11 protein-coding genes are annotated in these 12,648 nt (G+C 66.1%); 5 read left to right on the top strand and 6 right to left on the bottom strand.

Translation table 11 applies throughout. The features are described 5' to 3' along the window. Positions 1-71 precede the first annotated feature (71 nt). A complete protein-coding gene (locus tag ASE39_RS17975) occupies positions 72-920 on the bottom strand; it encodes a 3-hydroxybutyryl-CoA dehydrogenase (RefSeq protein ID WP_057272021.1) in 849 nt (282 codons plus the stop codon). A 129-nt stretch (positions 921-1,049) separates the two neighbouring features. Between ASE39_RS17975 and ASE39_RS17970 the strand changes: the two genes are divergently transcribed. Together ASE39_RS17970 and ASE39_RS17965 are read left to right on the top strand one after the other, a co-directional pair. Further along, on the top strand, positions 1,050-2,639 hold the full coding sequence (locus ASE39_RS17970) for a choline dehydrogenase (protein WP_057272020.1): 1,590 nt from the start codon (positions 1,050-1,052) through the stop codon (positions 2,637-2,639). Positions 2,640-2,827: 188 nt separating this feature from the next. Next, positions 2,828-3,565, top strand: a complete 738-nt coding sequence (locus tag ASE39_RS17965; protein WP_057272019.1) for a hypothetical protein — start codon at positions 2,828-2,830, stop codon at positions 3,563-3,565. Between the two features lie 3 nt (positions 3,566-3,568). Here ASE39_RS17965 and ASE39_RS17960 read toward each other — a convergent pair whose 3' ends face one another. From ASE39_RS17960 to ASE39_RS17950, 3 genes are read right to left on the bottom strand one after another with little or no spacing between them, the layout of a single operon-like run. Beyond that, the gene (locus tag ASE39_RS17960) at positions 3,569-4,921 is read right to left on the bottom strand and encodes a GAF domain-containing protein (protein ID WP_057272018.1); all 1,353 of its coding nucleotides are present in this window, start codon (positions 4,919-4,921) and stop codon (positions 3,569-3,571) included. Further along, positions 4,918-5,409 carry a hypothetical protein gene (locus tag ASE39_RS17955; RefSeq protein ID WP_057272017.1) on the bottom strand — a complete coding sequence of 164 codons (492 nt, stop codon included), beginning with the start codon at positions 5,407-5,409 and terminating at the stop codon, positions 4,918-4,920. The genes ASE39_RS17960 and ASE39_RS17955 overlap by 4 nt, the downstream gene beginning before the upstream one ends. Before the next feature lie 22 nt (positions 5,410-5,431). Further along, positions 5,432-6,286: an ABC transporter permease gene (locus ASE39_RS17950; RefSeq protein WP_029413996.1), complete on the bottom strand. Its 855-nt coding sequence runs from the start codon at positions 6,284-6,286 to the stop codon at positions 5,432-5,434. Between the two features lie 123 nt (positions 6,287-6,409). Between ASE39_RS17950 and cynS the strand changes: the two genes are divergently transcribed. Next, positions 6,410-6,853 carry a cyanase gene (cynS, locus tag ASE39_RS17945; RefSeq protein ID WP_010462809.1) on the top strand — a complete coding sequence of 148 codons (444 nt, stop codon included), beginning with the start codon at positions 6,410-6,412 and terminating at the stop codon, positions 6,851-6,853. 112 nt (positions 6,854-6,965) lie between these two features. Here the strand turns inward: cynS and ASE39_RS17940 are convergent, their stop codons facing one another. Then, the gene (locus ASE39_RS17940; protein WP_057229395.1) at positions 6,966-7,538 is read right to left on the bottom strand and encodes a DUF3455 domain-containing protein; all 573 of its coding nucleotides are present in this window, start codon (positions 7,536-7,538) and stop codon (positions 6,966-6,968) included. Positions 7,539-7,870: 332 nt separating this feature from the next. Here ASE39_RS17940 and purT point away from each other — a divergent pair, with 332 nt between their 5' ends. Both purT and ASE39_RS17930 read left to right on the top strand, forming a co-directional pair. Further along, the gene (purT, locus tag ASE39_RS17935) at positions 7,871-9,109 is read left to right on the top strand and encodes a formate-dependent phosphoribosylglycinamide formyltransferase (protein WP_057272016.1); all 1,239 of its coding nucleotides are present in this window, start codon (positions 7,871-7,873) and stop codon (positions 9,107-9,109) included. 90 nt (positions 9,110-9,199) lie between these two features. Further along, complete coding sequence (locus ASE39_RS17930; protein WP_057272015.1) at positions 9,200-11,611, top strand: EAL domain-containing protein; 2,412 nt, start codon at positions 9,200-9,202, stop codon at positions 11,609-11,611. On the opposite strand, the gene ASE39_RS17925 is transcribed toward ASE39_RS17930, so the two are convergent. Beyond that, on the bottom strand, positions 11,586-12,521 hold the full coding sequence (locus tag ASE39_RS17925) for an ATP-binding cassette domain-containing protein (protein WP_057272129.1): 936 nt from the start codon (positions 12,519-12,521) through the stop codon (positions 11,586-11,588). The two genes, ASE39_RS17930 and ASE39_RS17925, sit on opposite strands and share 26 nt — an antisense overlap. Positions 12,522-12,648 lie beyond the last annotated feature (127 nt).

The raw sequence follows: 12,648 nt of genomic DNA, 5'->3' as shown, positions 1-12,648 counted from the left end.
CTCCTGGCCCATGATTGAAAACCCACCGCGATGGGCGCGCCGTCCCCGTGGGGACAGCGCGCCCGGAACGGTCAGTACGTATAGACGCCTTGGCCCGTTTTGCGGCCCAGGCGGCCGGCCGCCACCATTTCCTTGAGCAGCGGGCAAGGGCGGTACTTGCTGTCGCCAAACTCGGTCAGGTACACGTCCATCACGGCCAGGCACACATCCAGGCCGATCATGTCCGCCAGCGCCAGCGGGCCGATGGGCTGGTTGCAGCCCAGTTTCATGCCCGCGTCGATGTCCTCAGGTGTGGCCAGGCCCTCGGCCAGCACGAAGAAGGCCTCGTTGATCATCGGCACCAGGATGCGGTTGACCACGAAGCCGGGCGCGTTCTTCACGGTGATGGGGCTCTTGCCCAGCGCCTCGGCCAGGGCCTTCACGGCGTCGTGCGTGGCGTCGCTGGTCTGCAGGCCACGGATGATCTCCACCAGCGCCATCATGGGCACGGGGTTGAAGAAGTGCATGCCGATGAACTTGTCGGCGCGGCTGGTGGCGGCGGCCAGCTTGGTGATGGAGATCGAAGACGTGTTCGATGCAATCAGCACCTCGGGCGCCACGATGGCGTCCACCTGCTTCAGGATCTTGAGCTTGAGCTCGTAGTTTTCGGTGGCGGCCTCGATCACGAGCTGCGCGGCCTTGAGGTCGTCGTAGCTGGTGGAGGTCTTGATGCGTGCCAGCGCCGCGTCCTTGTCGGCGGCGCTGATCTTGTCCTTCTTGATCAGCCGGTCCAGGCTGCCGGCCACGGTGGCCAGGCCTTTTTGCACGGCGGCCTCGGAGATGTCGACCATCACCACATTGATACCGGACACCGCGCAGGCCTGCGCAATGCCGTTGCCCATGGTGCCGGCGCCGATGATGCCAACGGTTTGAATCGTCATATAGAGAGCTCTCTTCAAAGTGAAACGGATGGATGGAATGGTAAAGCGAATCGCACGACCGTTCGGTTATCGTGCCTTCACCCTGGACAACCAACCCGCTGCACAGCATGGCGGAGGAGACAACACAACATGTTCGACTACATCGTCATTGGCGGCGGCTCTGCAGGCTCGGTACTGGCGGGGCGGCTCACCGAAGACCCTGCCGTGCGGGTCTGCCTTCTGGAGGCGGGGCCCGCCGACAAGAGCGTGCTGATCCACTGCCCCGCCGGGCTGGCCGTGATGGCCAAGTTCGAGCTCAACGGCTGGGGCTTCAACACCACGCCGCAGTCCGCGCTCAACAACCGCCAGGGCTACCAGCCACGCGGCAAGGTGCTGGGGGGGTCCAGCTCCATCAACGCCATGGTGTACATCCGTGGCCAGCATGCCGACTACGACCACTGGGCCGCCCAGGGCAATCCTGGCTGGGGCTGGGAGGATGTGAAGCCCTACTTCCTGCGCGCCGAGCACAACGAGCGCGGCGCCGATGCCTGGCACGGCCGGGGCGGGCCTTTCAACGTGGCGGACCTGCGCACGCCCAATCGCTTCAGCCGCCACTTTGCCGAAGCGGGCGTGCAGGCCGGGCATCCGTACAACGCCGACTTCAACGGCGCCTCGCAAGAGGGCGTGGGCCCTTACCAGGTCACGCACAAGAATGGCGAGCGGCACAGCGCCGCCAAGGGTTATCTCACGCCGCATCTTGCGCGCCCCAACCTGCAGGTCATCACCGGGGCGCATGCCACCCGCATCCTGTTCGAGGGCAAGCGTGCCGTGGGCGTGGAATACCGCCAGGGCGGCGCGCTGCACCAGGTGAAGGCGAGCCGCGAGGTGCTGCTGAGCGCGGGCGCGTTGCTCTCGCCGCAGCTGCTGATGCTGTCGGGCGTGGGGCCGGGCGCGCAGCTGCGGCAACACGGCATCCCGGTGCTGCACGCCCTGCCGGGCGTGGGCGCGCATCTGCATGACCACCCCGACGTGGTGCAGGTGCTGGATGCCCCCGAACTCAAGGACCTGTTCGGCCTCTCGCTGTCGGGCATGGCGCAGACGCTGCGCGGCATGGTCGAATGGCGCAAGCACCGCACCGGCATGTTGACCACCAATTTCGCCGAGGCGGGAGGCTTCATCAAGAGCGATCCGTCGGAGGCCGTGCCGGATCTGCAACTGCACTTCGTGATCGGCAAGCTCGTGGACCACGGGCGAAAGACCGTGTTCGGCCATGGCTACTCGGCCCACGTGTGCCTGCTGCAGCCCAAGAGCCGGGGCTCGGTCACGCTGGCAAGCCGCGACCCCATGGCGTTGCCATTGGTAGACCCGAACTTCCTCGCGGACCCGGACGACATGCTGCGCATGGTGCGCGGCTTCCAGCGCACACGCGAGATCCTGGCGCAGCCAGCGCTGGCGAAGTTCGGCGCCAAGGAGCTGGCGGCCTCGGCCAATGCACGCACCGATGCGCAGATCGAGCAGTTCATCCGCCAATACGCAGACACCATCTACCACCCCGTGGGTACCTGCCGCATGGGGCCGGGGCCTATGGACGTGGTGGACGCCGAACTGCGCGTGCACGGCCTGTCGGGCCTGCGTGTGGTGGATGCGTCGATCATGCCGCGCATCGTGAGCGGCAACACCAATGCGCCCACCGTGATGATTGCGGAAAAGGCGGTGGACCTGCTGCGCGCTGCCGCGTGAAGGAATTCACGTTTACTGCGCGGAACACCGGTTTTAAGGTTTGTGGAAGGTCTGTTTAAGGAGTTTTTAACAGGCAAGAACGCGGCGCGTTCCTAGACTTCTTTTCATGGAAACGGGCGCATGGTGCACCCGGCCCGGCGCCAGAAACATGGCGCTGACAGAGCCCACCGGGGCCATGAAAGAACGTGATGAAAATTGATTCCCGCGAAATCGCCGCACTGGCCCAAGCCCAGCCCTCCGCCCCCCGCATGGACATGTACGCAGGCATTCACAAGGCCCTGCGCGCCTTCATGGCCGACACGCTGCTGGGCCTGGGTCGCATGGATGTGGACGACGACCTGGAGTTTGCGCAGACCTGCGACCGTGTGATGCAGATGCTCGACTTCTGCCGATCGCACTTGCGCCACGAGAACCAGTTCGTGCACGCGGCCATGGAGGCGCGGCAGCCTGGCTCCAGCCAGCGGGTGGACAGCGAACATGTCGAGCATGAGCAGGCCATTGCTGCGCTGGCGGCCGGTGTGTCGCATTTGCTGTCTTGCGCGCGGCCGTCGCGTCCCGCTGCCACACAGGCCTTGTACCGCCAGCTCGCGCTGTTCATCGCCCACAACTTTGAGCACATGCACGAAGAGGAGACAGCGCATAACCAGGTGCTGTGGGACCGCTACAGCGACGAAGAGCTGGTGCGCATCCACGACGAACTGGTTGCGTCCATTCCGCCCCAGGAAATGCTGGTGACGGCCCGCTGGCTCGTGCCTTTCATGTCACCTGCCGAACGCACGGCCATGCTGTCGGACATGCAGCAACATGCCCCCAAGCCGGTGCTGGCGGCGGTGCTGGCCCACGTGCAGCCCCACCTCACGCAGCAGGAATGGACGAAGCTGGTTCGCAGCCTGGGGCTGCCTCCGGTGCCCGGGCTCGTGCACTGAAGCTCAAGCGTCTTCCAGCACCAGGGGGCGCAGCACACACAGCCGAAAGCGCCCACGCCCGGTCTTTTCGATGTGGATGTGCGGGCTGTTTTCCTGCAGGCGGCGCTGCAACAACAACAACCGGGCTTCAAGGTTGTCGGCCACGTCGGGCAGGCGCAGCGCGGGGTCCAGGCGCAGTTCGCGGTTGGTGAAGTCCACGCGGCCACTCGCCAGGTGGTCGCGCAGCAACTTACAGAAGATGGCGCCCGCCACGCCTTTGATCAGGTAGTCGTCATTGATGAACACGCTGTCGTTGGCCGCGAAATGGCGCACCCGCAGCGCGCTGCCACTCACCAGTGGCGCCGCAGGGGGTGATGCCGGGGGCTCGGGTGCGTCGGGCGCCGCCTGCAGCAGGTCGATGGCGGCGGCCAGCTGCCCGGCGATGGCCACGAGCAGGTCTTCGTCCTCGAAGCCAAAGCGCATGTCCTCGGGGCTTTCGGCAAACAACACGCCCAGCAGGCGCCCGGCCGACACCAGCGGCACGGCGATCTGGCTGTGCGGCTCCGCGAGGCCCGGGTAGGGAATGTCCATGCCGCGCTGCAGCTGCGCGCCGGCATCGGCATGGGCGTCCAGGCTGTCGCGGATGGCATGGCTGTAGCGCGCGGCATTGGTCACGTGGCTGATGCGTACCGGTGTGCGCTCTTGCGCGGCCACACCGATCACGCCCTGCCCTAGGCGGATCTCCGACCCCACGCCGGAGGTGGCGTAGCCACGGCTTGCCACCGTGTAAAGCTGCTCGGCCGTGGCATCCAGCATGAGCACCATCGCGTAGCCGATATCGAGCTGCTCTTGCAAGGTGCTGAGCGTGCAGGCCAGCAATTCGTCCAGCCCCACGCAGCGGGCCATGCGTTCACTGCCCGTGCGCAGGGCATGCAGCAGCCCGGGGCGCTGCGGTGGGGGTGGCAGGCTGTCGCCCGAGACGGCCTCGATCCGCTCCACCAGATAGATGTCTGAGCCCTTGAGATCAAAGACGCCCGCCATGCCGGCATGCGAGGCGATGCCCGCCAGTTGCGCGCGCATGCTCTCGAACACCGGACCATGGTCCTCGGTGCGCTCGTAGTACAGGTGCAGCCGGTAGAAGCTGGCCGTGCGCGGGTCCAGCACCAGCACGGCGGCGCGCGGATTGCGCAGGATGTTCTGGCGGGTCTTGTTGAAGAACTGGAACGAGAGCGCGACATGCCCCTCGTCCACATAAACGGCCTGCGAGATGTAGGCCACGTTGGGCGTACCGTCCGCGTCGCAGGTGGCCATGATGGCCGGGATGGCACCTTCCAGGCAGGGACGGATGGCGTGCAGCGACAGGCTCACGGTGCTCATCCGGCCTGCGGTCCTGTCAGGGCGGCGCCAGCGCGGGGGCCTGGCGTCTGGTCGAAAGCTGCGGTGGGTGTGAAGCTGACCGCCACCACATCGGCCAGCGGCGCGGCCAGCATGGCACCCACGTAGCGCGGGCCATAGCCGACCAGGCCCACTTCGTGCTCCATGGAGCGCAGATAGGCCTGCAGCACGGGCAGGTCTTCCTCCGTGGCCGCGCGTTGATGCGCCTGGAGGGCCTTGAGCTGGAGCGTGCGGTGGGTGGCGGGTTCGCTGAACACCACTGCGATCCGCCCGGTATCCGCAATGTCCTGCAGCAACTGGCGCGACTGGCTGCGCCGCAGGTACACCGTGACGCAATGCCCATCGGCGCTGAGGTGGCTGCCCACCGCCCGCATGATGCTGGGCTGCAGCGCCGCGCTGCACGACGCCACGATGGCGGAGACACCCTTGGACACCATCGCGGTGCGGCCAGGGTCGAGCAGCAAGGTCATGGGCGGGCCGGTAAAAGCGCGGTCATGCCTTGAAGCGCTTGCGGGTCAGCGCCAGCGCCACCCAGAACGCAGCCACGGTGGTCACCACCAGCACCAGCCCATGGCGCCACGGATGGGCGGGCCACTGGTCCATGAACAGCGGGCGCACCAGCTCGACCGCGTTGGTCAGCGGCAGCCAGTCGGAAATCGCGCGCACGATGGGTGGCAGCTGCTCGCGCGGGAAGAACACGCCCGAGAGGAACATCATCGGCGTGAGCACCAGCGTGAAGTAGTAGGTGAAGAAGTCATACCCTTTGGCCAGCGCATTGAAGATGAGCGCGATGCTGGAGAACATCACTCCCACGAACAACAGCACCGGCCAGGCCACCAGCAGCTTGGGGCTGTGGCTGATGCCCAGCGCCAGCATCACGCCCAGGATGGCGGTGACAGTGAACAGGGCCTTGAAGGCGGCCCACAGCATTTCGGCCAGCACCACGTCGTCCAGGCTGATGGGCGCATTCATGATGCCGTCCCAGGTCTTTTGCACATGCATGCGTGAAAAGGCCGAATACAGCGCCTCGAAGCTCGCTGCATTCATGGCGCTCATGCAGATCGAGCCACTGGCCAGGAACAGGATGTAGGGCACTTTGGTGTCGCCACCCGCCCCCGCGACGTTCACCTGCCCCACCAGTGCCCCCATACCGTAGCCAAAGGCCACCAGCCACATCAGTGGCTCGGCAATGTTGCCCACCAGGCTGGGGATGGCCAACTTGCGCCACACCAGCAGGTTGCGCAGGAACACTGGCCAACAGCGCGCTGACAGGCTGGGCGCGCGCCACACGGATGGAGGAGGTGGGGAGACGGAGGAGACTGGCGGGGAGGGGGGGGCGGTCTGCATGCGCTTATTGTGCGGCGTCGGGTTCGCGACAGCCAGCACTTGTCGTGCACCAGGGCAGGCATGGGCATTGCTTGTGCCACGGAGGTACCGATCTTTGTCCTTACAACACCCCCAGGAGACTGCATGAACCGCACCGACGTCACCGAGAAAATCATCAGCACCAAGGTCGCCAAAGGCCTGCAGTGGAGCGCCATCGCCAAGAAGGTCGGCCAGTCCAAGGAGTGGACGACCGCCCTGTGCCTGGGCCAGATGACCGCCACCCCCGAGCAGGCCAAGGTGCTGGGCAAGATCTTCGGCCTCACGGCCGAGGAACAGAAGTGGCTGCAGGTGGTGCCCTACAAGGGCTCGCTGCCCACGCCCGTGCCTACCGACCCGCTCATCTACCGCTGGTACGAGGTCGTGAGCGTGTACGGCACCACCATCAAGGAGCTGATCCACGAGGAGTTTGGCGACGGCATCATGAGCGCCATCGACTTCAGCATGGACATCACGCGCGAGGCCGACCCGAAAGGTGACCGCGTGAACGTCGTTTTGTCGGGTAAGTTCCTGCCGTATAAACAGTATTGACCCCTGAGGCGCTGCGCGCTTTCCCCCAAGGGGGACGCACCCGGTGGCCTGGCGGAGCCAGTTCCACGGGTGCGCTGGCGGGGCGCTGTGCCGCCGGCGTCGGGGGCGCGGCCTACGCGGCCTTCCAGAAGATGTAGTCGGCCTGGTACTTGACGATCTGGCGCTCGCCCTTGTTGGCGGGCGCACAGGTCGAGGCGGGCGCCACGCCGCCCTTCAGGGCCACGCGCTGGATGAAGGTCACACCTGACATGGCGCCGGTGCCCATGGCGGGGTTGGCCTTGACCAGCTGATACGGCAGGTTGCCTGCACCCGATGGCGCCACGGCCAGCTGGGTGGCGGTCAGCTTGGAGCCATCGCCCGACTCCCAGGTGGCAGGTGGGCCGTAGTAGGTGCCCACTTGTTTGCCGCTGCGGTCGTTCAGTACCGCCTTGGGGCCCACGAACACCCATTCGGTCTGGCCGGGCGCGTTGGCCTTGTCGCGGCATTCGTAGGTGATTTCGCCCACGCCCACGGTTTCCATGGCGACCTTGTTGCCTGCAGGCACCTTGATGGTGTCGGGCAGGCTGTCTTGTGAGTACATGGGGCTGGCGGAGGGCTTCATGGCGCCGCAGGCCGCCAGCAAGGTCGCGGCGGCAAGTGCGCAGGTCAGGGGAGCGAGGCGAGAGTGCATGGGCTGGGTGTGCATGGTGGTTCCCTTTTCTTCAATGGGGTTGAGGGCACAGCGGCCACGGAAAGACCGGCTGCAACAGGGAGTACGTGCGCAAGCGCGGCCTGGATGTGCCCCGTGCAAAATAAACATGACTTACGCAAAACAGGGTGCAGGCAGGCGGTTCACCCCAAGGCGAGGCGGTTGTTGCATCTCGATTTGCGTAATTCCTGGTCAATTCGGGCGGACTTGTTCCGCGCTGGCGCTCCCTGTGGTTTCGCCCGGAACCCATGCATTAAAGTCGCCAGATGGCGGTGGCCGGTTCACCGCCTTCCGCTGCCCTTGCCCTCACTTTTTCTGGAAAACCTCCCATGACCACCCTCGGAACCCCCCTGTCCCCCCATGCCACCAAAGTCATGCTGCTGGGCTCGGGCGAGCTGGGCAAGGAGGTGCTGATCGCGCTGCAGCGCCTGGGCGTGGAAACCGTTGCGGTGGACCGCTATGACAACGCCCCTGGCCAGCAGGTGGCCCACCATGCGCGCACCATCACCATGAGCGACTCGGCCCAGCTCAAGGCCCTGATCGAGGCCGAGCGCCCGCACCTGGTGGTGCCTGAGATCGAGGCCATCGCCACCCCCATGCTCGAGGAGCTGGAGGCCGCAGGCACCGTGCGCGTGATCCCCACGGCCCGCGCCGCCCGCCTGACGATGGACCGCGAAGGCATCCGCGTGCTGGCCGCCGAAACGCTGGGCCTGCCCACCAGCCCGTACAAGTTCTGCAACTCGCTTGATGAGCTGCAGGCCGCCATCGATGGCGACAACGGCCAGGGCATCGGCTACCCCTGCATCGTCAAGCCCGTGATGAGCAGCTCGGGCAAGGGCCAGAGCAAGATCGACGGCCCGGCTGACGTCAAGAAGGCCTGGGACTACGCCATGGCCGGCGGCCGCGTGAGCCACGGCCGCGTGATCGTCGAGGGCTTCATCGACTTCGACTACGAAATCACCCAGCTCACCGTGCGCTCGGTGGGGGCGGATGGCCAGATCGCCACCAGCTTCTGCGACCCTATCGGCCACGTGCAAATCAGCGGCGATTATGTGGAAAGCTGGCAGCCCCACCCCATGCACCCGGCGGCGCTCGAGAAGTCGCGCCAGATCGCCAAGGCCGTGACCGACAACCTGGGCCAGGGCTTTGACGGGAAACCCTCCGGGCTTGGCCTTTTCGGCGTGGAGCTGTTCGTCAAGGGCCAGGACGTGTGGTTCAGCGAAGTGAGCCCCCGCCCCCACGACACGGGCCTGGTCACTTTGTGCACCCAGCACCAGAGCGAATTCGAGCTGCACGCCCGCGCCATCCTGGGCCTGCCGGTGGACACCCGCCTGCGCAACCCCGGCGCGAGCGCGGTGATCTACGGCGGAGTGGACGCCGTGGGCATCGTTTTCGACGGCGTGGAAGAAGCCCTGCGTGTGCCCGACACTGACCTGCGCCTGTTCGGCAAGCCCGAAAGTTTCACCAAGCGCCGCATGGGCGTGGCGCTGGCGCGTGCGGCCGATGTGGAGACGGCGCGCGGCAATGCCAAGCTCGCGGCCCGCAAGGTCAAACCGCGCAAGGTGTGAAGGCGGGCCGCCGTTCCGACGGCGCTGCATACTGTTGGAAATACGTGGCACCGGGGTTGCGGTGCCGCCAGATCTTTCAAGAGGTCTCTTTTGAGCTTGCGTGCGCGTATCTTGTGGCTGGTGTTGGCGGCGTCGCTGCTGCCGGTGCCTGCCATTTTGTGGCTGTTGCTGGAGATCCGTTCGGTCACAACTGCACAGGCGCGTGAGCGGCTGGTTGCGCGCGCCGGCATCATCGCCAGCGACCTCGATGACAAGATCGCGGGCACCGGGCAATTGTTGTTTGGCCTGGGCCGGGTGCCCCTGCTCAGCGGGAATGACAAGGCGGCCTGTTCCGACTTTCTGGCCGACGTGCTCAAGGAGCACCCGCAGTACACGGGCCTACTCACCATCCGGCCGGACGGATCCCTTTTTTGCGATTCGCTGCGCAGCGGCCGCCAGCTCGATCTGCGGGACCGACACTACTTCCAGCGTGCCCTGACGGCCACCATGCCCGTCATGGAAGCCGTCATCGGGCGCCTGACGGGCAAGGGCGTGCTGCAGGTGGCCTACCCGGTCCGCGAGGCCGATGGTGCGCTGCGCTACATCCTTCTCGCATCGCTCGATATGCAGGCCTATGGCAGCGCGATGGTGCAGGCCCAGCGCTACGAGCGCATGCACCTTCAGGTGTGGAATGGAGATGGTTCGGTGGTCATGGACTTCCAGCGCGCCGGCGGCAGCCCGCTGTCTCTGCAGGCTGTTGAGCGCGACTTCATGGGTCGCCCCGAGGGCGGGCACGATCTGATCGAAGGCGCTGACGGAGTGCGCCGCGTCTGGGTGCGCGCACAGCTTCCCCGCTCGCACGATGCCGAGCTGCGCCTGGCTCTGGTCGTTCCCGAGGACGACCTCCAAGGTCCGGTGGAGAGCCAGTTCCGCTGGGCGCTGGGGGGCTTGCTCGCACTGGCTGCCGTGGTGTTCGCGGCGGCGCTGCTGCTGGTGGAGTTTGCGGTGCGCCGCTATGCCACTCGTGCGATCCGGGCGATCGGGAGGATGGATGTGGGCAACTATGCCGAACCCATCGGTGCGCCCTATCCCCCCGGCGAACTGGGCGAGGTGGCGCGGGCCCTGGACCGCATGGCCGCCTCGCTGTTGCGCCAGCAGCAGACCATTGCCCAGCACACCGAGACCCTGGAGCGCCAGGCCCGCGTGGACCCGCTGACACAGCTGGCCAACCGTTATTGCCTGTCCGAGCGCCTGGACGCCGCCCTGGTCAGGGCACGCGACACCGGCCGCATGGTGGGTGTGCTGGTGATGGATCTGGACCGCTTCAAGGGTGTGAACGACAGCCTGGGCCACAGCCGGGGCGATCTGCTGCTGCAGGAGGTGGCGACGCGGCTGCAGGCCTGTGTGGGCGATGGCGGCATCGTGGCGCGGCTGGGCGGGGACGAGTTTGTGGTGGTGCTGCCCGACCTGCCCGGGGTCTCTGCCGTGGAGCCCATGGCCCAGCAGATGCTGCAGGCGTTGACCCTGCCTGTGGAGACGGGCTCCACCAGTTGGCTGCTGAGCACCAGTCTGGGCATTGCGATGTTCCCGCGCGACGGCGAGTCGGGCGATGTGCTGCTGCGCAACGCCGATGTGGCCATGTACGGTGCCAAGAACCAGGGAGGCAATCGGCTGGCGTTTTTCAGCCAGCACATGACCGAAGCGCTGACCGAACGTTTGCACATCGAAGCGGGCCTGCGCCATGCCATCGAGTACGGAGGCCTGCGTTTGCATTACCAGCCCATCATAGATGCGCGCACGGGTCGCGTTTCTTCCGTCGAGGCGCTGGTGCGCTGGCAGGACCCCGAGCGGGGCCTTGTGTCACCGCTGCAGTTCATTGGTATCGCCGAAGAAACGGGCCTGATCGTCCCCCTGGGAGACTGGGTGCTGCGCGAGGCCTGTGCGCAGGCCCGCGGCTGGATGGAGGCGGGTTGGGGTGCAATTCCCGTGGCAGTCAATCTGTCGGCCCGCCAGTTCCAGGAGCCTTCACTGGACCAGACCGTGGCGCACGCCCTGCAGTCCACGGGGTGCCCGCCTGGGTTGCTGCAGATCGAAATCACCGAAAGCTCGATCATGGACCCCGTGGAGCAGGCCCTGCAAACCATGGACCGGCTGACCGCACTGGGGGTGCAACTCGCGATTGATGACTTTGGCACCGGCTATTCGTCGCTCAGTCAGCTCAAACGGTTTCCGGTGCGCAAGCTCAAGATCGACAGGTCTTTCGTGCGGGACCTGGGGCACGATGGTAGTGGCGAGGTGCTGGTCGATGCCATCGTGGCGTTGGCCCAGAAGCTGGGCCTGCGCACTGTGGCCGAAGGGGTGGAGACCGAGTACCAGGCGGCTTGGCTGGCGCGGCAGGGGTGTGACGAATTCCAGGGCTATCTGTTCTCCCAGCCGTGCACGCCCGAGGCACTGGAACAAGTGCTGCGTGAGCGCAACCTGCCACCGGCAGGCGGACTCACTCCCGGATCTGCCGCCCCGTGAGTTTGAGGAACAGATCTTCCAGATTGGCAGGCCGGTGCAGCGTGCGCAGGTGGCCGTGCGTGGCCAGCGCCTGCAGCAGCGGCTGGGCGTTCTGGGTGTAGAAAAATACGGTCTCGCCGCTGATTTCCACGCGGGCGGCCAAGGCGCGCAGCGCGGCATCCTCGGCCATCTGGACGGCGCCCACCCCAAACACCTCCACCACATCGGGCTCCAAGTGCTGGGCGATCAGTTCGCGCGGGCGGCCTTCGGCGATCTTCTTGCCATGGTCCAGTACCAGAAGGCGCGAGCACAGGCGCTCGGCTTCGTCCATGAAGTGCGTGGTCAGCAGAATCGACTTGCCTTGCTGCAGCAGGAGTTGCAGCCGCTCCCACATCAGGTGGCGGGCCTGCGGGTCCAAGCCGGTGGTGGGTTCGTCCAGCAGCAGCAGGCGCGGGTTGTTGACCAGCGAGCGAGCCAGCGACAGGCGCCGTTTCATGCCGCCCGACAGCTCGCCCGGCTTGGCATCTGCCTTGTGGGTGAGGGCGGCGAACTCCAGCAACTGAGGCACTCTTTCGTCCATCACCCTACCCTTGATGCCAAAGTAGCGGCCGAAGACGCGCAGGTTCTCGGCGCAGGTGAAGTCTGGGTCCAGTGTGTCGAACTGCGTGACCACGCCCAGCTGCGCCTTGATGGCCAGCGCATCGCGCGGCATGTGCAGCGGGGTGCCACCCGCTTTCGGATGGAAGTGCACCGCACCTCCATCGGGCGCCGCCAGGCCCAGGCACATGCGGATGGTGGTGGTCTTGCCTGCGCCGTTGGGGCCGATGACGCCCAGGCATTCGCCGGGGGCAATGGCAAACGACACGTCGTCGACCACGGTGGTTTCGCCATAGCGTTTGCGCAGGTTCAGGGCTTCAAAGAGTACGGTCATGGGTTGATTGTGTGCGATGCTGGCGCTCCCAGGGCGGCGGGGTGCCAAGAGCCCATTGGCCGGTTGCCGCGCCATGGTGTGGGGCAAGGCTTTGTCGCGCAAGGCGCATGACGGAACGAAAGGGGAT

Origin of the sequence: Acidovorax sp. Root267, assembly GCF_001429215.1 — a bacterium.
Taxonomy (GTDB): Bacteria; Pseudomonadota; Gammaproteobacteria; order Burkholderiales; family Burkholderiaceae_C; genus Acidovorax; species Acidovorax radicis.
Note: the sequence above shows the minus strand (reverse complement) of the source record. Positions and strands in the feature narration are given on the sequence as shown.